The organism is Pseudomonas sp. P1_F1_2, assembly GCF_056405815.1.
The window spans coordinates 1-21,884 of record NZ_JBFUBK010000105.1; the positions used below are offsets into that span (position 1 = coordinate 1).

21 protein-coding genes and 1 tRNA gene are annotated in these 21,884 nt (G+C 58.2%); 9 read left to right on the forward strand and 13 right to left on the reverse strand.

The genetic code is table 11. From position 1 onward, the window contains the following. Positions 1-148 precede the first annotated feature (148 nt). Positions 149-2,203: a methyl-accepting chemotaxis protein gene (locus tag AC1D2P_RS24760; protein WP_046030127.1), complete on the reverse strand. Its 2,055-nt coding sequence runs from the start codon at positions 2,201-2,203 to the stop codon at positions 149-151. Between the two features lie 333 nt (positions 2,204-2,536). Between AC1D2P_RS24760 and AC1D2P_RS24765 the strand changes: the two genes are divergently transcribed. Beyond that, entirely contained in the window at positions 2,537-3,754 is a 1,218-nt protein-coding gene (locus AC1D2P_RS24765; protein WP_046030128.1) for an MFS transporter, read from the forward strand. Positions 3,755-3,914: 160 nt separating this feature from the next. Here the strand turns inward: AC1D2P_RS24765 and AC1D2P_RS24770 are convergent, their stop codons facing one another. Beyond that, positions 3,915-4,760 carry a helix-turn-helix domain-containing protein gene (locus AC1D2P_RS24770; protein ID WP_477758396.1) on the reverse strand — a complete coding sequence of 282 codons (846 nt, stop codon included), beginning with the start codon at positions 4,758-4,760 and terminating at the stop codon, positions 3,915-3,917. A gap of 83 nt (positions 4,761-4,843) precedes the next feature. Between AC1D2P_RS24770 and AC1D2P_RS24775 the strand changes: the two genes are divergently transcribed. Then, positions 4,844-5,467 carry a glutathione S-transferase gene (locus tag AC1D2P_RS24775; RefSeq protein WP_477758397.1) on the forward strand — a complete coding sequence of 208 codons (624 nt, stop codon included), beginning with the start codon at positions 4,844-4,846 and terminating at the stop codon, positions 5,465-5,467. Between the two features lie 170 nt (positions 5,468-5,637). Then, positions 5,638-6,543, forward strand: coding sequence for a DMT family transporter (locus AC1D2P_RS24780; protein ID WP_046030133.1), 906 nt, complete (start codon positions 5,638-5,640; stop codon positions 6,541-6,543). Positions 6,544-6,715: 172 nt separating this feature from the next. Here the strand turns inward: AC1D2P_RS24780 and ychF are convergent, their stop codons facing one another. From ychF to AC1D2P_RS24820, 8 genes are all read right to left on the reverse strand, one after another. Further along, complete coding sequence (gene ychF, locus AC1D2P_RS24785; protein WP_077431265.1) at positions 6,716-7,816, reverse strand: redox-regulated ATPase YchF; 1,101 nt, start codon at positions 7,814-7,816, stop codon at positions 6,716-6,718. A gap of 22 nt (positions 7,817-7,838) precedes the next feature. Then, positions 7,839-8,423: an aminoacyl-tRNA hydrolase gene (gene pth / locus AC1D2P_RS24790; protein ID WP_046030136.1), complete on the reverse strand. Its 585-nt coding sequence runs from the start codon at positions 8,421-8,423 to the stop codon at positions 7,839-7,841. Between the two features lie 168 nt (positions 8,424-8,591). After that, positions 8,592-9,191, reverse strand: coding sequence for a 50S ribosomal protein L25/general stress protein Ctc (locus AC1D2P_RS24795; protein WP_018929567.1), 600 nt, complete (start codon positions 9,189-9,191; stop codon positions 8,592-8,594). Between the two features lie 141 nt (positions 9,192-9,332). Beyond that, positions 9,333-10,274, reverse strand: coding sequence for a ribose-phosphate pyrophosphokinase (locus tag AC1D2P_RS24800; protein ID WP_003208392.1), 942 nt, complete (start codon positions 10,272-10,274; stop codon positions 9,333-9,335). Positions 10,275-10,320: 46 nt separating this feature from the next. Further along, positions 10,321-10,395: transfer RNA gene (locus tag AC1D2P_RS24805), tRNA-Gln, on the reverse strand. A 36-nt stretch (positions 10,396-10,431) separates the two neighbouring features. Further along, entirely contained in the window at positions 10,432-11,283 is an 852-nt protein-coding gene (gene ispE / locus AC1D2P_RS24810) for a 4-(cytidine 5'-diphospho)-2-C-methyl-D-erythritol kinase (RefSeq protein WP_109787845.1), read from the reverse strand. A 2-nt stretch (positions 11,284-11,285) separates the two neighbouring features. Next, positions 11,286-11,903, reverse strand: coding sequence for a lipoprotein insertase outer membrane protein LolB (gene lolB, locus AC1D2P_RS24815; RefSeq protein ID WP_477758398.1), 618 nt, complete (start codon positions 11,901-11,903; stop codon positions 11,286-11,288). 4 nt (positions 11,904-11,907) lie between these two features. Next, positions 11,908-13,632, reverse strand: a complete 1,725-nt coding sequence (locus tag AC1D2P_RS24820) for a tetratricopeptide repeat protein (RefSeq protein ID WP_046030143.1) — start codon at positions 13,630-13,632, stop codon at positions 11,908-11,910. 182 nt (positions 13,633-13,814) lie between these two features. On the opposite strand from AC1D2P_RS24820, the gene hemA reads away from it, so the two are divergent. The 6 genes from hemA (at position 13,815) to AC1D2P_RS24850 (ending at position 19,178) form a co-directional block, all read left to right on the forward strand. Continuing rightward, the gene (gene hemA, locus AC1D2P_RS24825; protein ID WP_046030145.1) at positions 13,815-15,104 is read left to right on the forward strand and encodes a glutamyl-tRNA reductase; all 1,290 of its coding nucleotides are present in this window, start codon (positions 13,815-13,817) and stop codon (positions 15,102-15,104) included. Further along, on the forward strand, positions 15,101-16,183 hold the full coding sequence (gene prfA / locus AC1D2P_RS24830) for a peptide chain release factor 1 (protein WP_046030148.1): 1,083 nt from the start codon (positions 15,101-15,103) through the stop codon (positions 16,181-16,183). The genes hemA and prfA overlap by 4 nt, the downstream gene beginning before the upstream one ends. Beyond that, complete coding sequence (prmC, locus tag AC1D2P_RS24835) at positions 16,184-17,014, forward strand: peptide chain release factor N(5)-glutamine methyltransferase (protein WP_477758399.1); 831 nt, start codon at positions 16,184-16,186, stop codon at positions 17,012-17,014. Further along, positions 17,008-17,763 carry a molybdopterin-synthase adenylyltransferase MoeB gene (locus AC1D2P_RS24840; protein WP_477811636.1) on the forward strand — a complete coding sequence of 252 codons (756 nt, stop codon included), beginning with the start codon at positions 17,008-17,010 and terminating at the stop codon, positions 17,761-17,763. Before prmC ends, AC1D2P_RS24840 begins: the two co-directional genes overlap by 7 nt. Next, a complete protein-coding gene (gene murI, locus AC1D2P_RS24845) occupies positions 17,756-18,547 on the forward strand; it encodes a glutamate racemase (RefSeq protein ID WP_109787822.1) in 792 nt (263 codons plus the stop codon). The genes AC1D2P_RS24840 and murI overlap by 8 nt, the downstream gene beginning before the upstream one ends. A 112-nt stretch (positions 18,548-18,659) precedes the next feature. After that, entirely contained in the window at positions 18,660-19,178 is a 519-nt protein-coding gene (locus AC1D2P_RS24850; RefSeq protein WP_477811637.1) for an acyloxyacyl hydrolase, read from the forward strand. 72 nt (positions 19,179-19,250) lie between these two features. Here the strand turns inward: AC1D2P_RS24850 and AC1D2P_RS24855 are convergent, their stop codons facing one another. The 3 genes from AC1D2P_RS24855 to AC1D2P_RS24865 form a co-directional block, all read right to left on the reverse strand. Further along, positions 19,251-19,556: a YkgJ family cysteine cluster protein gene (locus AC1D2P_RS24855; RefSeq protein ID WP_084320418.1), complete on the reverse strand. Its 306-nt coding sequence runs from the start codon at positions 19,554-19,556 to the stop codon at positions 19,251-19,253. Between the two features lie 118 nt (positions 19,557-19,674). Continuing rightward, positions 19,675-20,457, reverse strand: coding sequence for an SDR family NAD(P)-dependent oxidoreductase (locus AC1D2P_RS24860; protein ID WP_109787825.1), 783 nt, complete (start codon positions 20,455-20,457; stop codon positions 19,675-19,677). A gap of 105 nt (positions 20,458-20,562) precedes the next feature. Beyond that, positions 20,563-21,884: cryptochrome/photolyase family protein (locus AC1D2P_RS24865; protein ID WP_477811638.1), on the reverse strand; the 1,322-nt coding region annotated here is incomplete at its 5' end.

A 21,884-nucleotide genomic window follows, 5' to 3' on the forward strand; every position in this document is an offset into this window, starting at 1 on the left:
TGCTATGCTCTAACCAACTGAGCTATGTAGCCAAGTGGCGCGCATTATTGGCTTGGAACGATGATGTGTCAAGCGTAAATCTAAAATATTTCTCTACGCTTTCAACCGCTTATCCTCCTGACCCGAAAAATCGGGCCAGGGGAGGGTGTTAGCCGAGCTGAAATCTCCCGGTATTTGCGCTCAGGGCCTTGCTGCCCTGGCTCAAGGTATCTGCTGCCAGGTTCACCGCCCGCGCGCCTTCAAGCAACCTCACTGCCGCCTGATCGACTTGCTGGATGTTGCCGCTGACCTCATCGGCGGTACTGGCCTGTTCTTCCACGGCGGTCGCAATCTGCGCCAGAGTGTCAGTCACGCCTTGCACCGCATGGGCAATTTCGCCAAGGCGTTCGCCCAGGCCGGTGACCGACTGGGCATCACTTTGTGCCTGGCTACAGGCTGCTTCCATCAGGCTGACCGCCTCATTCACGGTACTGCGCAGGCTGTCGACCGTGCCGGCGATTTGCGCGGTGGAAGACTGGGTGCGTTGCGACAGGCTGCGCACTTCATCGGCGACCACGGCAAAACCGCGACCTTGTTCGCCTGCGCGAGCCGCCTCGATCGCAGCGTTGAGTGCCAACAGGTTGGTTTGTTCGGCGACCCCGCGAATGGTGTCGACCACCAACTGGATCTGTTGCCCTTGCTCACTGACCCGGCCCAGTGCCGCGGCAGTGTCGTTCAAGCGTTGATTGAGCTGCTGAATGCTGGCGGTCGTGCGCTGACTGTCTCGACTGCTGTCGGCGGCAATGCGCTGGGTGTGCTGAGCGCTGCCTGACGCCTGTTCACAGCTCTGGGCGACCCCTTGAGAAGTAGCCGCCAGTTGCGTGGCCGCAGCGGCGATCTGGCTGATTTGCAATTGCTGCGCTTCGACTTCGCCGAGTGCGCCACTGGAGTGCTGATTGAGCGTGCGTACGGCGTTRCTCACTTGCAAGGTTTCGTGATCGACCCCCAGCAAGCTGTTGCGCAATTGCACCACGGCGACGTTAAGGGCGGTGCTGATGGCCGCCAGTTCGTCACGGCCCTGCACCGGGGCTTGCAGGCTCAGATTGCCGTCACGCAAGGCTTCGGCCAGCAGCGTGATACCGCTGGCGCTACGACGGATCGAGGCTTGCAGGCAGATAAACAGGTACAGCGCGGCCAGGAGCAGACAGCCAAAGATGGTCGCCACCACAATGAATTGCCGAATCGCCGAGCCGTGGTAGTAATCCAGGCGCTGATCCAGCGACGTCAATGACTGCTGGCGCAACGCGGCGAGGTCGGTGAGCAGGGCGTCCAGGTTGCGTTCGAACTCTTCCGGCTTGAGCGTAATGCTGCCGCCGAACACCCCGTCATCCAGGACTTTCAGGCTCGCGTCCAGGTGTTTCAGGTTGTCATGGTATTGCCCGGCCCAGCTTTGCAAAGCACTTGGCAAGCGGGCTTCCAGGAGCGTGGCGGTTTTCACCAGCTGCTCCCGGGCATCACCGATACGGCTGCGCAAATCACGCAATTGCAGGCGGCTTTGCAACGTGAACTGTCCCGAGACAACCGACGCCTGACCCACGCTGGCCAGGCGGCCGACCCGTTCGATCAGGTCGGGCGCGTGTTGCGTCGAGATCTGCGTCAGCAGGTAGGTTTCCAGCCAGGGCGCGAGTGTCAGGCGATTGTCCATGGCGATCTGTTCACGCAGGGCTTGCAGTGCGCTCAAGGCGTTGGTGAAACGGTCGTAACCGTCCGGCCACCAGCCAACACTGCTCAGGCTTTTCGAGTCCAGGCCATTGAGGGCAGTTTGCAGGGCTTGATACCGGGTCAGCGTCTCGCCCTCGGCCCCTTCGGTTTTCAATGCATTGCCCAGGTCCGACGTGGCTTGAGCGACGGCAGGCTGAACCGCATCAAACGCGCCCATCGCGGCGATGGTCGCCGGCGTCGGCTGGCGATTGGTTTCCGTGGCGCGCCAGCGAGCAGCGCGATCCCGCTGGGCGGCGAGCAGGTTGTCGAGCGCATCCAGCGCGAGCAACTGACGCACACCGGCACGTTCGCCGGAGATCAGATTGAGTTTGTCGCGATAATCCTGACCAATCATCCACAGGCTGCCCGTCAGCGGCAGGATGAACAGCAGAAACAACAGCTGAAATTTGCGTGCGAAGCCRAAACGCCCCAGCAACCCGATCCCCGGTGATAAAAAAGACATGCCCCATGACTCCTCTGGACACCACGCACCATCGGCGTGCGTCGAGGTCATTGCGACCGCGACATGTGCCCTTTTAAAAGGCCTCGAAAGTTCACCCTCGCCAGCTCTGTAGGCCGACTCTGTAGCGAAACTTCCCATTCTCGGTCCTCTTTGTAAGAGGCCCGCGTTGAAGGTGTTAAACAAGGCAAGATTCAGACCATGGCGTTGCGCTATCACCTATCGGCCGATGAAAGATTAGTTCGTTAGCTGGCTAAGGGGATGGCGTTGTCGCACCGAAAAATGGCACATTGACGCACCTGCCCGCATGCACCCATCTGCTATACGGAAATACTCATGGCTATCAGCACTACCCAGACCGGCACGACGTCGGCTCCCGCGACTTCACAAAGCAGCCCTCTAGTCATGCGCATCATCGGCGCGGTGGCGCTGGCGCACCTCATCAATGACCTGATCCAGTCGGTGCTGCCGTCGATTTATCCGATGCTCAAGGCCAGCTATGGCCTGACCTTTACCCAGATCGGATTGATCACGTTGACCTTCCAACTGACCGCTTCGCTATTGCAGCCGTGGGTCGGTTATTACACGGACAGACATCCCAAGCCCTGGCTGCTGCCCGCTGGCACGGTGTGCACGCTGATCGGCATTTTGATGATGTCTGTGGTTGGCACCTTCCCGTTGATTCTGCTGGCGGCGGGGTTGATCGGTATCGGGTCGTCGACCTTTCACCCCGAAGCATCTCGCGTGGCGCGACTGGCCTCGGGCGGACGATTTGGCCTGGCGCAATCGACCTTTCAGGTGGGCGGTAATGCCGGCTCGGCGTTCGGTCCGTTGTTGGCGGCGGCGATCATTATTCCTTATGGCCAGGGGCATGTGGCCTGGTTCGGATTATTCGCGGTGTTCGCGCTGTTCGTGCTCTACCGGATCAGCCGCTGGTACGCCAACCACTTGAGCCTGTTCAAGCTCAAACAAGGCCAGGCGGCGACTCATGGCCTGTCCAAGGGGCGGGTGACCAGTGCGCTGGTGGTGCTCGGTTTGCTGGTGTTCTCCAAGTATTTCTACATGTCCAGCCTCACCAGCTACTTCACGTTCTACCTGATCGAGAAGTTCGACCTGTCGGTGGCCAGTTCGCAGTTGCACCTGTTCCTGTTTCTGGGCGCGGTCGCGGCGGGGACCTTCTTTGGTGGGCCGATTGGCGACAAGATCGGGCGTAAGGCAGTGATCTGGTTCTCGATCCTGGGTGTGGCGCCGTTCACGCTGTTGCTGCCGCATGTCGACCTGTTCTGGACCAGCATCCTCAGCGTGATCATCGGTTTCATCCTGGCTTCGGCATTCTCGGCCATTGTGGTTTACGCGCAGGAACTGGTGCCGGGCAATGTCGGAATGATTGCCGGCGTGTTCTTCGGTTTGATGTTCGGCTTTGGCGGGATCGGCGCGGCGTTGCTCGGGCATCTGGCGGACGTGCACGGCATCGAATACGTGTACTTCCTGTGCTCGTTCCTGCCGTTGTTTGGTGTGTTGGCGATCTTTTTGCCGCGAACCAAAAAGGCCTGATAGCTCACCGTCCTGTAGGAGCAAAGCTTGCTCGCGATGGCCGTTACGCGATTTACCATTAGCACCGCGTTATCGTTCATCGCGAGCAAGCTTTGCTCCTACAGGCGCAAAAAAGCCGCGTATCAAACGCGGCTTTTTCTTGGGCGGGTGTTTTACAGGCTCAGGCACTGCTATTGCGGAAACTACCGGGTGTGATGCCCACTACTTTTTTGAACGCTCGGGTCATGTGGCTTTGATCGAAGAAGCCGCAGGTGAATGACGCTTCTGCGAGACTGGATCCGGTGCGCAGCAGTTTTTGGACCTGGGCGATTCTTTTCTGAATCTGATAGCTGTGGGGCGAGACGCCAACGCTTTTTTTGAACACCCGGATCAGGTAAAGAGGGTCAAGGTTCACCAGTTGCGCCAGTTCTTCCAGAGACAGATGTTTGTCGAACTCGACTTCGAGCTTCCTCTTGATCCTTTGCACGGCGTGCTGCTCAACCGCACTGACGGGTTCGATGGGCGCTCCGCTGCGCTCGAAGAGCTGCGTCACCAGATCCAGCAGGATCGTTTCCCGTTCAAGGCTGGAGGGCGATTTTTCAATGATTTGATGTTGATGCAAAAAGGTCCGGGCGAAGTCGGGGGCCTGGCTCAGCGCTGTTTGAAAAAGATGAATATGATCGTCTGAAAAACGCCCTTGAAACACCATCCGATTGACCCATTCGGGGTCGATATAGAGCATTCGATACATCCAGCCCTCATCATGGCCTGGCAAGCCGTCGTGGATCTCCCCGGGGGTAATGGTGACCACACTGTCAGCGACGCCCATGTAGTAATTGCCGCGATAAAAAAGTTTTTCAACCCCGCTACTTATAACGCCGATAGCGTACCGGTCATGTGAATGTCGGCCGAAAGATTGAGTGCTGTAACGCGCAGATAGCAACTCACAGTCGCCTTCGGGTATACGCCAGAATTGAACAAAGTCCTTGTCTTTTTGAGGGGCTTTGTTGCGGCGACTTTTGTCCATGAATTGTCCAGTTTTGTGCAATACGTATGAAAAAAAGGTCGCTAAATTTAGCACCTGTTTCATAACACAAGCTAGGGGGTACGATGTCTACAAAACTGGTAGTTGGGGATTTTAATAAGTCTTCATGGTCATTTCGTGCGTGGCTGGTTCTTGTGACAGCGGATGTTGAATTTGAAACCCTTCAGATCAAACTGGAACAAAGCGACACCCGCCAGCGCATTCTGGAGCACTCGCCTTCCGGCAAGGTGCCGGCGCTGCTGCTTGATGATGTCGTCATCACCGACAGCCTGGCCATCAGCGAATACATTGCCGATTACTGTCCGGCCGCCAACCTTTGGCCCCGGGATTCAAGGGTCAAGGCTCTGGCACGCGCTGCTGCGGCAGAGATGCACTCCGGTTTCATCCACCTGCGCACGCAGATGTCGTTTGGCCTGAACACAGGCGACATCCCGGAAAGCCTGACCGCCGAGACGGAAGGGGAAATCATGCGGATATTCGCTATCTGGAACCAGCTCCGTGAGGTGAGTGGTTCAACAAAGTTCCTCTGCGGTGACTTCGGCATTGTGGATGCGATGTTTGTTCCGGTGGTGTTCCGCTTCCGTCGTTATGGTATTGCCATCCCTGCGCAACTGCAGGGCTATGTCGAAAATATTCTGGGTTTTGCACCGGTACAACAATGGTTGAAGTTGGCCGCGCAAGAAGTTTAAAGAGTGGTATTGCTGCTAACGCTTAATGCCAATTAATAGTGAGTGGATTTTTGGCACATGGCAGAAAAGACCTTTGGGGATTTTCTGCTTTGTCGAATCTGATAGTTACTCACCTGGGGAGTTGTGAGTACTCATAAAGTTAATGCCGGTCTTTATCAATGAGGTTTCTCATGGCGACTAATAATAATCGGGCAATCATTGAATTGACCATCGGTGGACTGATGCTCAGTCTGTCTGCTCTAGCTGTCGCTTTCGCCCATATCGGCGCGGGTGGCGCAGGGTTCTATCGGATGGTGTTCGCCTCGATCCTGTTCTTCCTGCTGCTCAAGGTGCGCAAAACACCGGTGCTCCTCAAAAGCGCCAAGGCGCAGCTGTACACCGCGTTGGCTGGGGTGTTTTTGGCCATTGACCTGGTGCTTTGGCATCAGAGCATCTATATCGTCGGCCCGGGCATCGGGTCGATCCTGACCAACTGTCAGGTGTTCTTCATGACCCTGTTGGGGTTGTACCTGTTGAAGGAAAAACCTTCGATCTACTTCCTGGTCTCCATTAGCTTGGCATTTGTCGGGCTCTATCTGTTGTTGCTACCCGAGATGACCAGTGCGGTAGGGATCAAGGGCGTGGTGTATGGCGTGCTGTCGGGGCTGGCGTATGCCATCTGTGTGTATTTTCTGAAGATCAACACCCAATTGCCGGACGGCGGGGGTGACAAGATCGCACAGATGCTCAATTTGAGTCTTTGGGCGGCATTGGTTCTGCTGACATACGCGCTGGCAACTGGGGAAAGCCTGGCCATCGTGGATGGGCAAACCTTGCTGATGCTGATCATCTACGGGGTACTGGTGCAGTTTGTCGGCTGGTTGCTGGTCAACCGTTCGATCGGAGCAATCAGCCTGGGGTTGGCCGGTCTGATCCTGTTACTGGAGCCGGTGATCACCTATTTCATTGATGTCACCTTTCTCGGCAAGGCCAGCTCCACGCTGCAGATTTGTGGCGCGCTGCTGACTGTCTTTGCGGTTTATATCGGTTCAATCAAACCCCCTGAGAAAGCGCAGCCTTTGCCCGAGGCGACCTGACAAAAGGTTTATCACTGTGAGCCGTGACCCCGGTCAATACGTTACGCGCAGGCCCGCAAAGTTTGCGTGTCGTCGAGGAGAATGGTGATCCCAAGACGCAAAAATCCCCGTATCAGCAAGTGATTACGGGGATTTTCAGTCTATCGGGTTCCGTGTTAATCCACGGTCACCGTTACACGTTGAAGCGGAAGTGCATCACGTCGCCGTCTTTGACGATGTAGTCCTTGCCTTCCAGACGCCATTTACCGGCTTCTTTGGTGCCGGCTTCGCCCTTGTACTGGATGAAGTCGTCATAGGCGATGACTTCGGCGCGGATGAAGCCTTTTTCGAAGTCGGTGTGGATCACGCCAGCGGCTTGCGGTGCGGTGGCACCGACGCGAACGGTCCAGGCGCGGACTTCTTCAACACCAGCGGTGAAGTAGGTCTGCAGGTGCAGCATTTCGTAGCCAGCGCGGATCACGCGGTTCAGGCCAGGCTCTTCGAGGCCCAGGGCTTCGAGGAACATGTCTTTCTCTTCGCCGTCTTCCAGCTCGGCGATTTCGGCTTCGATCTTGTTGCAGACCGGAACCACCATGGCGCCTTCTTCGTCGGCGATGGCCTTGACGATGTCCAGCAGCGGGTTGTTCTCGAAACCGTCTTCAGCGACGTTGGCGATGTACATGACCGGCTTGGTGGTCAGCAGGTGGAAGCCACGAATCACTGCCTTGTCGTCGGCGCCCATGTTCTTCATCAGCGTGCGCGCAGGCTTGCCGAGGGTGAAGTGAGCGATCAGTTGCTCCAGCAGGCCTTTCTGGACCACGGCGTCCTTGTCGCCACCCTTGGCGTTGCGGGCGACTTTCTGCAGTTGCTTCTCGCAGCTGTCGAGGTCGGCGAAGATCAACTCCAGGTCGATGATCTCGATGTCGCGTTTCGGGTCGACGCTGTTGGAGACGTGAATCACGTTCTCGTCTTCGAAGCAGCGGACCACGTGGGCGATGGCATCGGTTTCACGGATGTTGGCGAGGAACTTGTTGCCCAGGCCTTCACCTTTCGAGGCGCCGGCAACCAGGCCTGCGATGTCGACGAATTCCATGGTGGTCGGCAGGATGCGCTTTGGATTGACGATGGCCGCCAGGGCATCCAGACGCGGATCCGGCATCGGCACGATACCGGTGTTCGGCTCGATGGTGCAGAAGGGGAAGTTTTCGGCCGCGATCCCGGATTTGGTCAGGGCGTTGAACAGGGTGGACTTGCCGACGTTAGGCAGGCCGACGATGCCGCAATTGAATCCCATGGTGTTTCCCCTCGGATTAGAGTCAGGCCTTCTGGCTGTGCAGGTTTTTCATCGCGCGGTTCCATTCACCGGCGAGGATATCCGGCAGCACGCCGAGGGCAAAGTCGATGCTGGCATCGAGTTTTTCCTGTTCGGCGCGTGGCGCACGACCCAGGACGAAATTTGAAACCATACTGGCAACGCCCGGGTGGCCAATGCCAAGCCGCAAGCGATGAAAGGTGTTCTGATTGCCCAGTTGCGCAATGATGTCGCGCAACCCGTTGTGACCGCCATGGCCGCCGCCCTGCTTGAGCTTGGCAACGCCCGGAGGCAGGTCGAGTTCGTCATGCGCCACGAGGATTTCTTCAGGCTTGATGCGGAAGAAACCTGCCAGGGCTGCTACGGCCTGGCCGCTACGGTTCATGTAGGTGGTGGGAATCAGCAGACGAACATCCTGACCCTGATGCGAATAGCGTCCGGTCAGGCCAAAATATTTGCGATCGGCGACAAGGTTTACACCTTGTGCGTTCGCGATGCGCTCAACAAAAAGGGCCCCTGCGTTATGCCGGGTCTGTTCGTATTCAGCACCTGGATTTCCCAGGCCAACGATCAGTTTAATGGCGGTCACGATAGGGGCCCTTCCTTGGAGTGGTGGATAACATCGCTGCAATCGGTGTGTGCGGCGAAAGTGGACGAAAATTGCTCATTTACCATTATGTAAACTCCGCGTTCCCGCCCGCTTTCTCGCTACGTTCCAGTCCGCGATGTTTCCGGTCACTCCGGCGTACAGAGTGAATTACTCTGCAGCGCCTTCTGCAGCTTCTGGAGCAACACGTGGAGCGTGAACGTTGGCAACAGCCAGGTCGTTACCGTGAGCCAGAGCAACAAATTCAACGCCTTTAGGAGCGCTGATGTCGGACAGGTGAATGATCGAGCCGACTTCGGCGTTAGCCAGGTCAACTTCGATGAATTCAGGCAGGTCTTTTGGCAGGCAGGACACTTCGATTTCAGCAACAACGTGCGAAATCTCGCCGCCTTTCTTCACTGGAGCAGCTTCGTTGATGAAGTGCACAGGAACGATAGCGGTCAGCTTTTGGCCGGCAACTACACGTACGAAGTCAGCGTGCATCACGTGGCCTTTGGCCGGGTGACGCTGCAGAGCCTTGATGATTACGTTTTGCTTGGTGCCGCCAACGTTCAGCTCGATGATGTGGCTGTAAGCCGCTTCGTTTTCGAGCAGTTTGGCAACTTCTTTAGCCAGCATGCTGATGGATTCAGGGGCTTTTTCGCCACCGTAAACTACAGCTGGTACCAGGCTTGCGAGACGACGCAGGCGGCGGCTCGCACCTTTCCCCAGGTCGGAACGCACTTCAGCATTCAGAGTAAAATCGTTCATGTTGTATCTCCAAAATAACCACATTCGCCCCAGCGTTTGCGACCAGCGCTAAAGGCGATATGGGCAAAAAAGCCCCGCCCCGACAGGAATGCCGGGGCGGGGCGCTTTTCGTCAACGCGATGATTGAAAAGGGCAGGGCCCTTAACGGAACATCGCGCTGATCGATTCTTCATTGCTGATGCGGCGGACCGCCTCGGCAACTACCGGCGCGATATCCAGTTGACGGATACGCGAGCAGGCTTGTGCAGCAGCGGACAACGGGATGGTGTTAGTCACCACCAGTTCGTCCAGCATGGAATTTTCAATGTTTTCGATCGCCCGACCGGACAGCACAGGGTGTGTGCAGTAGGCGAAAACCTTGGCAGCGCCATGCTCTTTCAAGGCCTTGGCCGCGTGGCACAAAGTGCCGGCGGTATCGACCATGTCATCGACCAGAATACAGGTACGCCCTTCGACATCACCGATGATATGCATCACTTCAGAGTGATTGGCTTTCTCACGGCGTTTGTCGATGATCCCGAGATCCACGCCCAGGGACTTGGCAACAGCACGTGCACGCACGACGCCACCAATGTCCGGGGACACGATCATCAGGTTTTCGAAGCGCTGATCTTCAATGTCATCCACCAATACAGGGGAGCCGTAGATGTTATCTACCGGAATATCGAAGAAACCCTGGATTTGGTCAGCATGCAGATCAACCGTGAGAACACGGTCGATGCCGACTACGGTAAGCATGTCAGCAACAACTTTCGCGCTGATAGCCACACGTGCGGAACGCGGACGGCGATCCTGACGGGCATAACCAAAGTAAGGAATAACAGCAGTGATACGAGTAGCCGAGGAGCGGCGGAAGGCATCAGCCATCACTACCAGTTCCATCAGGTTATCGTTGGTCGGAGCGCAAGTCGGCTGAATAATGAAGACATCTTTACCGCGGACGTTTTCATTGATCTCGGCTGTAATTTCGCCGTCGGAAAACTTACCGACAGAGATGTCACCGAGAGGGATATGCAGCTGACGTACGACACGCCGAGCCAGATCGGGGTTGGCGTTCCCCGTAAAGACCATCATCTTGGACACGCGCAGTACCTGAAGGCTGAGGGTAACCTGGATGAGTATAGGAAAATGGCAGGGGCGGCTGGATTCGAACCAACGCATGGCAGGATCAAAACCTGCTGCCTTACCGCTTGGCGACGCCCCTGTATCTGTTGCAACGATTACCCAGTAATCGGTTCCTTTAGAGCAGACTTTGCAGCTTGCGATGCAACATCGAAACGTTGCTTCCTTTTGCTACAAACCCTGTAAGGGTCTCTGTAAGAAGGGCCGAGACTTTATCAGCTTCAGCTTTGCTTGGGAAGCCCCCAAACACACAACTTCCAGTGCCAGTGAGTTTTGCTTCGGTAAAATTACCTAACAAATTCAATGCGTTACGTACCTCTGGATAACGCCTTGCTACTACCGGCAAGCAGTCATTACGACTGTTTCCCTTGGGAACGGGGCGCACTTTAATGGGAGGAGAGTTACGTGTCAACAGCGGATCTGAAAAAATTTCTGCTGTACTTACAGATACTTGCGGTATCAGCACGACATACCACGGTTCTTCGGGGTCTACAGGGGTCAGTTTCTCCCCGACGCCCTCGGCAAAAGCCGCATGGCCACGCACGAAAACCGGGACGTCAGCCCCCAGTCTCAGGCCCAGTGCCGCCAGTCGATCCTCGTCCCAACCCAATTGCCAAAGATGGTTGAGGCCCAGCAATGTCGTCGCGGCATTGGAGCTGCCGCCACCAATTCCACCGCCCATGGGCAGGACTTTTTCGATCCAGATATCAATGCCGAGTGCGCAACCGGATTGCTCCTGCAGTTGCTTCGCGGCCTTGACGATCAAATTGCTGTCGTGGGGAACACCCTCGAACTCGGTATGCAACCGGATCACACCGTCGTCGCGAACGGCAAAAGTAATTTCATCGCCGTAGTCGAGGAACTGAAAAATCGTCTGCAACTCGTGATAGCCGTCATCACGGCGACCGAGGATGTGCAGCATCAGATTGAGTTTGGCCGGGGAGGGCAGTCTCAGGCGAGGCACGGTCATGTTCATTGCCCCAACTTGCGTGGTTGCCATTCCTTGATCACCAGCGTGACATCAAGGTCGGTGCCGTGAAGTTTTATCTTCTCGGGCAGCCAGAAACCGTTTTGTTGTGTGTAAGTGGTGTATTCAACCTGCCAGCCATCCTGTTCGAGACTGGCCAGGCGACTGTCGGCATCCAGCGTCAGTTTGCTTTTGCTGTCGGGTGCCGGGAGTCCGCGGACCCACCAGGCCAGGTTGGACACCGGTAGTTTCCAGCCCAGTTGTTCTTCGAGCAGCACTTCCGGATTCGGTGCGTCATAGCGACCCTGGTTCGCCACTTCCAGCGAGACCTTGCCAGGTCGGCCGGTCAGGCGTGCGGCGCCGCGACCCAGCGGGCCGGAAAGGCGGATGTCGTAGTAATCCTGACGTTGCAGCCAGAACAGGGTGCCGCTGCCCGAGTCTTTGGGGGCGCGGATGCCGATCTTGCCGTTGATCTGCCAGCCGTCGAGGGCCGACAGTTGCTGTTTATGTTCACGCCATTGGGCCGGGTTGCCGTGACCTTCGACGGATTCGCGAGCGCCGAAGCCCGCGCAACCGGCGAGCAGGGCAATAAAACTGAAAACAATGAAATGGCGCAAAAACATAATCTTAAAGAGTCTCTGATCCGGTCAGGCGCTTGATGGTGCCGCGCAGGGTAGGGCTGTCAGGTTGTTCCTTGAGGAATTTGCCCCAGACTTGTTTGGCTTCGCGCTGTTTGCCATTGGCCCACAGCACTTCACCCAGGTGGGCGGCCACTTCCTGATCGGGGAAACGCTCTAGTGCCTGGCGCAGATAGCGCTCGGCTACATCGAGATTACCCAGGCGGAAGTTTACCCAGCCGAGGCTGTCGAGCACCGCCGGGTCTTCCGGATTGATCTGGTGAGCCTGTTCGATCAAGGCCTTGGCCTCGGTATACCGCGTGGTGCGGTCGGACAGGGTGTAGCCGAGCGCATTCAGTGCCATGGCATTGTCCGGGTCGCGCTTGATGATCAGGCGCAGGTCTTTTTCCATCTGCGCCAGGTCATTGCGTTTTTCCGCCTGCATGGCGCGGGTATACAGAAGGTTCAGATCGTCCGGATATTGCTGCAAGGCTTTTTGCAGGACACCGAAGGCTTTGTCGCTCTGATTGTTGGCTGACAAGGTTTCGGCTTCGATCAGGTACAGCTGAATCGCGTAGTCAGGTTGCTCGTCGCGCTCTGCAGCCAGACGGCGTTGGGCTTCAGCGGTCCTGCCGTTATTGATCAGAATGTCGGTCTGGCGCAATTGGGCTGGCAAGTAGTCGTTACCAGGCCCGACTTTGCCGTACTCGATCAACGCGCCTTGGGGATCGTTGCGCTCCTCTGCGATACGGCCCAGGTTCAGGTGGGCGGAGTCGACGTGGCTTTCGCGGGCGATCAAGTCTTCAAGCAGGCTCTTGGCCTCGTCCCAGGATTTTGCCTCCAGGCAGACCAGTGCCAGGGAATAACGCAGCTCGTCATCCTCTGGGTACTGTTGCACCAGGCTCGAAAACTCGGCTTTGGCGTCTTCTATGCGGTCTTGCTCAACCAGCATGCGCGCGTAGGTCAGGCGCAGGCGTTTGTCGTCTGGGTATTTCTTGATGCTTTTTTGCAGCAGTGGCAAGGCTTCGTCGCCGCGGTTGAGCACTTGCAGCAGGCGCGCGCGCAGCAGGATCGGAGCAATTTCACCGTCATCGGGCGGATTGTTTTCCAGCAGGGCCAATGCACCCTTGGCGTCGCCGTCCTGTTGCATCAACAGGGCCTTGCCGAAAATCAACTGACTGTTGTTCGGGTGGCGTTGCAGCAAACGGTCGAAGCTGTTCATCAAACCGTTGCGCGTGTCCTGGTCGGTATCGGCCGCGGACAGGGCCAGAAAGTCAAAATGCGTGTCGCCTTTGCCTTGCAGGACTTTCTCCATATAAACCATGGAGTCGTCGTAACGACCGGCACGGGCCAGTTGCACGGCAGCCGCACGTTGCGCTTCGAGGTCTTGCGGGGCGTTTTTTGCCCAGATCAGCGCGGTGTCCAGGGCAGCCTGATCGGCGCCCAGGTACTCGGCAATGCGGAATGCTCGCTCGGAGATGCCCGGATCCTGTGTGTTGATGGCCTGGGTCACGTAGTTATCCAGCGCAATGTCGAAACGATTGCGCTGGCCAGCCAGTTCGGCGCTCAGCAAGCTGAAGATGGTTTCTTCACTGAATGAGCTGTAAACCTTGGGCTTTTCAGGGGCCGGAGTGCTGTCTTCGACCGGCGACGTACCGTCCGGCGACACGGGGGCCAAGGCTTGGCAGCCGCTCAGGAAGACAAAAGCGAGGAGCAACGCGGAAGATCTATTCATATAGGAAGAGGACGACTAACCTGCGGTCGGATCATCATGACACAAGCCTTCGGCCAAACATAACCGAGTCTCAATCGATGTCTTTATAGAGACGGGACATGGGGACAATAGTCAGCGGTAGTTGTTCTGGCTGTGACGAAGTAGGACAATTGCCGGCTTCACGTCACCATCAGCGACCTTGAATGGCCTTCCTTGCACTCGGTATCAACCACAAGACTGCTTCTGTAGACGTCCGCGAGCGCGTGGCCTTTACCCCTGAGCAGCTGGTGGAGGCCTTGCAGCAGCTCTGCCGCCTCACCGACAGCCGCGAAGCTGCGATCCTCTCCACCTGCAATCGCAGTGAACTTTATATAGAACAGGATCACCTTTCGGCCGACGTTGTGTTGCGCTGGCTGGCCGACTATCACCATTTGAGCCTCGACGAGCTGCGCGCGAGCGCTTATGTGCATGAAGATGATGCGGCAGTTCGTCACATGATGCGGGTCGCCTCCGGGCTCGATTCGCTGGTGTTGGGCGAACCGCAGATTCTCGGCCAGATGAAATCGGCCTATGCCGTCGCCCGCGAGGCCGGGACCATTGGCCCGTTGCTTGGCCGGTTGTTTCAGGCCACGTTCAACGCGGCCAAACAAGTGCGCACTGACACCGCCATCGGCGAGAACCCGGTGTCCGTGGCGTTTGCCGCGGTCAGCCTGGCGAAACAGATTTTCAGTGACTTGCAACGCAGCCAGGCATTGCTGATCGGCGCTGGCGAGACCATCACCCTGGTGGCCCGTCATCTGCACGAGCTGGGTGTGAAGCGCATCGTGGTCGCCAACCGAACCCTGGAGCGCGCGAGTATTCTGGCCGAGCAGTTCGGTGCCCACGCCGTGCTGCTCTCGGACATTCCGGCAGAACTGGTGCGCAGCGACATCGTGATCAGTTCCACCGCCAGCCAGTTGCCGATCCTCGGCAAAGGCGCGGTGGAAAGCGCGCTGAAGCTGCGCAAGCACAAACCGATCTTCATGGTGGACATCGCCGTCCCGCGCGATATCGAGCCGGAAGTCGGCGAACTGGACGACGTTTACCTGTACAGCGTCGACGATCTTCATGAAGTGGTCGCCGAGAACCTCAAGAGCCGTCAGGGAGCAGCGCAAGCGGCGGAAGAGATGGTCTCGGTCGGCGCCGAAGATTTCATGGTCCGCCTGCGCGAACTGGCGGCGGTGGATGTGCTCAAGGCCTATCGTCAGCAAAGCGAGCGCATGCGCGACGAGGAATTACTGAAGGCCCAGCGCCTGCTGGCCAATGGCAGCAGCGCCGAAGACGTGCTGGTGCAACTGGCGCGCGGCCTGACCAATAAACTCTTGCACGCGCCCAGCGTGCAATTGAAAAAGCTCTCTGCCGAAGGCCGCCTCGATGCGCTGGCCATGGCCCAGGAACTCTTTGCCCTCGGTGAGGGCTCATCGGATAGCTTTTCGGATAAAAAACCGCAATGAAAGCGTCACTGCTCAATAAGCTGGACATCCTCCAGGACCGTTTCGAGGAATTGACCGCCTTGCTTGGCGATGGCGAAGTCATTTCCGATCAGAACAAATTCCGCACCTATTCCAAGGAATACGCGGAAGTCGAGCCAATTGTCGGCGCCTATCAACAGTTGCTCAAAGTGCAAGGCGACCTCGAAGGCGCCCAGGCACTGCTCAAGGACAGCGACCCGGACATGCGCGAAATGGCCGTGGAGGAAGTCCGCGAAGCCAAGGAGCAATTGATCGAGCTCGAAGCCAGCCTGCAACGCATGCTGCTGCCCAAGGACCCGAACGACGGGCGCAACGTGTTCCTCGAAATCCGTGCCGGCACCGGTGGCGACGAGGCGGCGATTTTCTCCGGCGACCTGTTCCGCATGTATTCGCGGTATGCCGAGCGTCGCGGCTGGCGGGTGGAAATCCTCTCCGAGAACATCGGCGAGCATGGCGGCTATAAAGAAGTCATCGCCCGTGTCGAAGGTGACAACGTCTACGGCAAGCTCAAGTTCGAATCCGGCGCACACCGCGTGCAGCGGGTTCCGGCCACTGAATCCCAAGGACGCATCCACACCTCGGCCTGCACCGTGGCGGTGTTGCCCGAGCCGGACGAACAGGAAGCGATCGAGATCAACCCCGCGGACCTGCGGGTCGATACCTACCGCTCTTCCGGGGCCGGTGGTCAGCACGTCAACAAGACCGACTCGGCGATCCGCATCACGCACTTGCCGTCCGGAATTGTCGTGGAATGCCAGGAAGAACGTTCCCAGCACAAAAACCGCGCCCGGGCGATGTCCTGGCTGTCGGCCAAGCTGAACGATCAGCAGACCAGCGCCGCCGCCAATGCCATCGCCAGTGAACGTAAATTGCTGGTGGGTTCCGGTGATCGTTCGGAGCGGATTCGCACGTACAACTTTGCCCAGGGCCGGGTCACCGACCACCGGGTCAACCTGACGCTGTATTCGCTCGACGAAATCCTCGCCGGCGGGGTCGAGGCGGTCATCGAGCCATTGCTGGCCGAGTACCAGGCCGATCAATTGGCGGCGATAGGTGAGTAAATGACGATCATTGCCAGTTTGTTACGCGCCGCAGATTTGCCCGACTCGCCCACCGCGCGCCTGGATGCCGAATTGCTGCTGGCTGCCGCCCTGGGCAAACCCCGCAGTTTTTTGCACACCTGGCCGGAGCGCATCGTTCCCAGTGAAGCGGCGCTGACATTTGCCAGTTACTTGCAACGTCGTCGTGGCGGTGAGCCGGTGGCTTACATTCTGGGGCAGCAAGGGTTCTGGAAGCTGGATCTGGAAGTGGCGCCGCACACGCTGATCCCGCGTCCGGACACTGAATTGCTGGTGGAGGCCGCGCTTGAGCTGTTGCCGGCCACCCCGGCCAAGGTGCTCGACCTCGGTACCGGCAGCGGCGCCATTGCCCTGGCCCTGGCCAGCGAGCGTCCGGCCTGGAAAGTGACGGCAGTGGATCGCGTGCTTGAAGCGGTGGCCCTGGCCGAGCGCAATCGCCAGCGTCTGCACCTCAACAACGCCACGGTGCTGAGCAGCCATTGGTTCAGCGCCCTGGACGGTCAGCGTTTTCAACTGATCATCAGCAATCCGCCTTACATCCCTAGCGCTGATCCGCATCTGGTGGAGGGCGATGTGCGCTTTGAGCCGGCCAGTGCCCTGGTGGCCGGTGTCGACGGGCTCGACGATCTGCGTTTGATCGTCGCCCAGGCACCGGATTATCTGGACGCGGGTGGCTGGCTGATGCTCGAACACGGCTACGATCAAGCCAATGCCGTGCGCGATTTGTTGCTTGGCCGTGGCTTTGAAGACGTCCACAGCCGTACGGATTTGGGTGGTCACGAACGAATCAGCCTGGGGCGCCTGCCGTGCTGAATGATCAGGAATTGTTACGCTACAGTCGGCAGATTCTGCTGCAACACGTCGACATCGACGGCCAGTTGCGCTTGAAAGAAAGCCGCGTGTTGATCGTCGGCCTCGGCGGTCTGGGCTCGCCGGTTGCGCTTTACCTCGCCGCCGCTGGCGTGGGTGAACTGCACCTCGCTGACTTCGATACGGTCGACTTGACCAATCTGCAACGCCAGATTGTTCACGACACCGACAGCGTCGGCCTGAGCAAGGTCGATTCGGCGATCAAACGCCTGAGCGCGATCAATCCCGAGATCAAACTGATCGCCCATCGCACCGCCCTGGACGAAGACTCCCTGGCCGCGGCCGTGGCTGCGGTGGATCTGGTGCTCGATTGTTCCGACAATTTCTCCACCCGCGAAGCGGTCAACGCCGCTTGCGTCAACGCTGCTAAACCGCTGGTCAGTGGCGCGGCGATTCGCCTTGAAGGGCAATTGTCGGTGTTCGACMCGCGCCGCCCGGAGAGTCCGTGTTACCACTGTTTATACGGGCATGGCAGTGAAGCCGAGCTGACGTGCAGCGAGGCCGGCGTCGTCGGACCGCTGGTTGGGTTGGTGGGCAGCCTTCAGGCACTGGAAGCGCTGAAACTGTTGGTCGGTTTCGGCGAACCGCTGGTGGGGCGCCTGCTGTTGATTGATGCGCTGGGCTCACGCTTTCGCGAATTGCGCGTCAAGCGTGATCCGGGGTGCAGTGTCTGCGGTTCCACACATGCGTGAAGCGCCGATCGGCGTGTTCGACTCCGGCGTCGGTGGGCTCTCGGTGCTGGCCGAGATCCAGCGTTTGCTGCCCAACGAGTCACTGCTGTACGTCGCCGACTGCGGGAATGTTCCCTACGGCGAGAAAACACCGGAGTTCATACGCCAGCGCTGTAGCGTCATGGCCGATTTTTTCCAGCAGCAGGGTGCCAAGGCCCTGGTGCTGGCGTGCAATACCGCGACCGTTGCGGGTGTTGCGGACTTGCGACGCGATTACCCGCAATGGCCAATTGTCGGTATGGAACCGGCCGTCAAACCTGCCGCTGCCGCGACCCGCAGCGGTGTGGTCGGCGTGCTCGCCACCACTGGCACCTTGCAGAGTGCCAAGTTCGCCGCATTGCTCGACCGTTTCGCCACCGATGTGCGCGTCATCACTCAGCCCTGTCCCGGGCTGGTCGAACTGATTGAGAACGGCGATCTGCACAGTCCGGCCTTGCGGCAGTTGCTCGCCAGGTATGTCGAACCGCTGCTCGGCGCCGGGTGCGACACCTTGATTCTGGGGTGTACGCATTATCCGTTTCTGAAGCCTTTGCTCAAACAGATGATCCCGGATGACATCAGCCTGATCGACACGGGGGCTGCTGTAGCGCGGCAACTTCAGCGGCTGTTGGCCGAGCGTGACTTGCTCGCCGAGGGGCCCGTTCGTGCTGCTGAGTTCTGGACGAGTGCCGATCCGGTTCATTTCAGAAATATCTTGCCGATACTGTGGAATACGCCCGGTGTTGTGAGAAGCTTCGACCGGTAACCAAGTAGCGGGGCGAACGAGCCATTGGGATGAACTTCTAATCAAACGTCGACTTCTATAGCGTTGAGCAACAAAAAAACCATACGAAATTGTTCGGAAAAGGATGTTTCTAGTGAAGCGACTATTCTGTTTGGCCGCGATTGCGGCCGCTTTAATGGGGCAAAGTTTTACCGCACAGGCGGCAGGCGTGGAGTTCGGGGTCGGTCAGACCAGCGATTCAACTATGACTTATCGATTGGGCATGCAATTCGATTGGGATCAGAGCTGGTTACAAAGTGACGTCGGTCGTGTGACCGGTTACTGGAGTGGTGCCTATACCTATTGGGAAGGTGACAAGCTCTCCAGTAACAACAGTCTGTCGTTCTCGCCCGTGTTTGTTTACGAGTTTGCCGGTCAGTCCGTTAAACCCTACGTCGAGGCGGGGATCGGTGTAGCGGTGTTCTCTCATATTAGAGTTGAAGACAACAATCTCGGCTCGGCCTTCCAGTTTGAAGACCGTCTCGGATTTGGCCTGCGCTTTACCGGCGGACATGAAGTCGGGGTTCGTGYGACGCACTATTCCAATGCCGGTTTGAGCAATCATAACGATGGCGTAGAAAGCTACTCGCTGCACTACACCTTGCCGTTGTAACGTCAATAGCATCGCGGGCAAGCCATGCTCCCAAAAATGTGGGGACGTGGCTTGCCCGCGATGGCGTCAGATCTAGCGATACGCCGTAGTAATCCCTTGGCGTTCGTCGATGCACTCCGGTGCGCCCATCTCGAATTCCCGGCAGATCAGCGGGCGCTTTTCGTAGATGGTGCACATCATGCTGTTGCGATCCAGCGCGGCGCACCAGCCGTCGTCCAGGCGCAGCATGACTTCCCCACCCCAATCATCGGTATCGATAAAGCGTTCGGGTACGCCCGTGTCGGTGATCAACATCACTTCGAGCTGACAGCAGCAAGCCGCACAGGTCGAGCACGTAACGGCCGGCTCCGCGATTTGCGTATGGGGAATGGTTTTCATGGCTCGCAGTGTAAGGCAGTGGGGCGTTGCTGTGTGAAAGCCCTGACGGACGCTTGGTTGTGTGTCTACCCATCCTCGGGCTATGAAGTGGGGAAGCCGTCGTCGATGACGGCGATGTTCATGGTCGATCCTGGATCGGCGCAGGGCTGCGCACCATGCGTTTGCCGATGGCCAGTTTCACCTCGCTCGGCGATGTCGACAGGGGCCAAAGCGCCGCCATGAACAGACCCGGAAAAACGATCTCCACTGGCCGGTTCTTGAGTTTGGCGAAGATGTGCCGGGCGGCTTTACTTACCGGCCAACTGAACGATTTCGGGGCGTCATTATTTGCGGCCTGCGGGGGGGCGACAAACCCGGGGCTGACCACCGTGACTTCGATACCATCCGGCGCCAGGTCCATGCGCAGCGATTCGAACTGGTAACGCAGTCCGGCTTTTGATGCACCATAGGCCTCGGCACGTGGCAGCGGCAAGTACGTCGCCGGGCTCGCGATGCCCACCAGGTGCGGCGCGGTGCCTTTGCGCAACAGAGGTATCGCGACCTGGATGCAATAGGCACAGGCGAGCAAATTGGTGCGCACCACGTGTTCGACAATCGAAGAGTCGAATTGCTGAATGTCGACGTACTCGCAGGTGCCTGCGTTGAGAATCACGGTGTCCAGCGAACCCCAGTCCTGGACGATTTGCTCGCCGATTTCGCGCACCCGCTGACTGTTGGTCAGGTCACCGGGCACCACCATCACCTGTCCGGGATAGCGCAGGGACAAGACTTTCAGTGCTGGCACCGAGCGTGAACTGACGGCCAGATGAGCGCCGGTTTTCAGTATTTGTTCGGCCAGCGAGGCGCCAAGACCGCTGCTGGCGCCGGTTAACCAGTATCGCCGTGGAGGTGTAAAACTCATCCCATTTTCCTTTTCGGCCAGGCAATCGCCGGTCCCAATACGGGTAAGTGCAGCAGACTATCTTTGTTCGCCTTGGCAAACGGTGCGGCAAAACGCCTCAGTCCATCACTCATGGCAACCTCCGGCATCGAGTCGCGCGGGCAGGTTCTTGAACGCGGCCAGCGCTCGTTGTCGGGAGGTACTCAGGTTGACGATGGGCGACGGATAATCCGCCACACCGAACAGGCCACCCAGGTTGGCCGGGTTATGCACATCTTTTTGGTTGAGTCCGGCCAGTTCTGGCAGCCAGTGCTTGATGAACGCACCGTCAGCGTCGAATTTCTGTGACTGGCTCAATGGATTGAAAATCCGGAAGTAGGGCGCCGAATCTGTGCCGGTGGACGAGCTCCACTGCCAGCCACCGTTGTTTGCCGCCAGATCACCGTCGATCAAATGCCGCATGAAAAAGCGCTCGCCTTCACGCCAGTCGATCAGCAAATTCTTGGTCAGGAACATCGCCACGACCATGCGCAGCCGGTTGTGCATCCAGCCGGTCTCCAGCAATTGGCGCATGGCCGCATCGATGATCGGCACACCGGTGCGGGCTTCTTGCCAGGCCAGCAGTTCTTGTGGGGCGTTGCGCCAGGCGAGGGCTTCGGTTTCCGGTCGAAAGGCGCGATGGCGCGAGACCCGTGGGTAACCCACCAAAACATGTTTGTAGAACTCGCGCCATAGCAGCTCGTTGATCCAGGTGACGGCACCGATCTTGCCGCTTTCGAATTCGCCTTGATTGGCTTGCAGGGCGGCGTGCAGGCATTGGCGGGGGGAAATAATCCCGGCGGCGAGATAGGCCGAGAGCTGGCTGGTTCCGGGTTTGGCCGGGAAATCCCGCTCGTTTTTGTAGTCGTCGATCCGGGCGTCGGCGAAGGCATCGAGTCGACGCCGGGCTTGGGCTTCACCGGCGGGCCAGTATTGGCGCAGGCCGTCGCTTGGCGTTTCGAACCCCTCGATGGTAGCGGGGATCAAATCGCTGCTTATCGTCAGCGGCAACTGGGGGGCGGGTGTTGCGACCAGCCCCGGTAATGAAACCCGCAGCCGGTCGTAGCACACCTTGCGGAACTGGCTGAAGACCTGGAAGTAGGTGCCGTTCTTGGTCAACACGGAGCCTGGCTTGAATAGCAGTTGATCGAGGTAACGGTGGAACTGAATGCCCTTGGCGTTCAGCGTTTCGGCCACCGCTGTATCACGACGGCTTTCATTGACGCCGTAGTCCTCGTTGACGTGCAGGGCGTCGACCTTCAACTGCTGGCACAGGTCGAGCAGCACCGTTGGTGCGTCATCCCAGTGCGATGCCTGGCGGATCAGCAAGGGAATGTTCAGCTCGCCCAGCGCGCGACTCAGTTCGCCCAGGTTGCGCAGCCAGAAATCCACTTTGCACGGTGCATCGT

Excerpts from the sequence above, each read along its gene's own strand:
- AC1D2P_RS24860 (WP_109787825.1), bottom strand. The coding sequence starts at position 20,457 with ATGAGTTTTACACCTCCACGGCGATACTGGTTAACCGGCGCCAGCAGC.
- AC1D2P_RS24820 (WP_046030143.1), bottom strand. The coding sequence starts at position 13,632 with ATGAATAGATCTTCCGCGTTGCTCCTCGCTTTTGTCTTCCTGAGCGGC.
- AC1D2P_RS24770 (WP_477758396.1), bottom strand. The coding sequence starts at position 4,760 with ATGGACAAAAGTCGCCGCAACAAAGCCCCTCAAAAAGACAAGGACTTT.
- AC1D2P_RS24775 (WP_477758397.1), top strand. The coding sequence starts at position 4,844 with ATGTCTACAAAACTGGTAGTTGGGGATTTTAATAAGTCTTCATGGTCA.
- AC1D2P_RS24780 (WP_046030133.1), top strand. The coding sequence starts at position 5,638 with ATGGCGACTAATAATAATCGGGCAATCATTGAATTGACCATCGGTGGA.
- hemA (WP_046030145.1), top strand. The coding sequence starts at position 13,815 with ATGGCCTTCCTTGCACTCGGTATCAACCACAAGACTGCTTCTGTAGAC.
- AC1D2P_RS24795 (WP_018929567.1), bottom strand. The coding sequence starts at position 9,191 with ATGAACGATTTTACTCTGAATGCTGAAGTGCGTTCCGACCTGGGGAAA.
- ispE (WP_109787845.1), bottom strand. The coding sequence starts at position 11,283 with ATGACCGTGCCTCGCCTGAGACTGCCCTCCCCGGCCAAACTCAATCTG.
- AC1D2P_RS24765 (WP_046030128.1), top strand. The coding sequence starts at position 2,537 with ATGGCTATCAGCACTACCCAGACCGGCACGACGTCGGCTCCCGCGACT.
- ychF (WP_077431265.1), bottom strand. The coding sequence starts at position 7,816 with ATGGGATTCAATTGCGGCATCGTCGGCCTGCCTAACGTCGGCAAGTCC.
- AC1D2P_RS24855 (WP_084320418.1), bottom strand. The coding sequence starts at position 19,556 with ATGAAAACCATTCCCCATACGCAAATCGCGGAGCCGGCCGTTACGTGC.
- lolB (WP_477758398.1), bottom strand. The coding sequence starts at position 11,903 with ATGTTTTTGCGCCATTTCATTGTTTTCAGTTTTATTGCCCTGCTCGCC.
- prmC (WP_477758399.1), top strand. The coding sequence starts at position 16,184 with ATGACGATCATTGCCAGTTTGTTACGCGCCGCAGATTTGCCCGACTCG.
- prfA (WP_046030148.1), top strand. The coding sequence starts at position 15,101 with ATGAAAGCGTCACTGCTCAATAAGCTGGACATCCTCCAGGACCGTTTC.
- murI (WP_109787822.1), top strand. The coding sequence starts at position 17,756 with ATGCGTGAAGCGCCGATCGGCGTGTTCGACTCCGGCGTCGGTGGGCTC.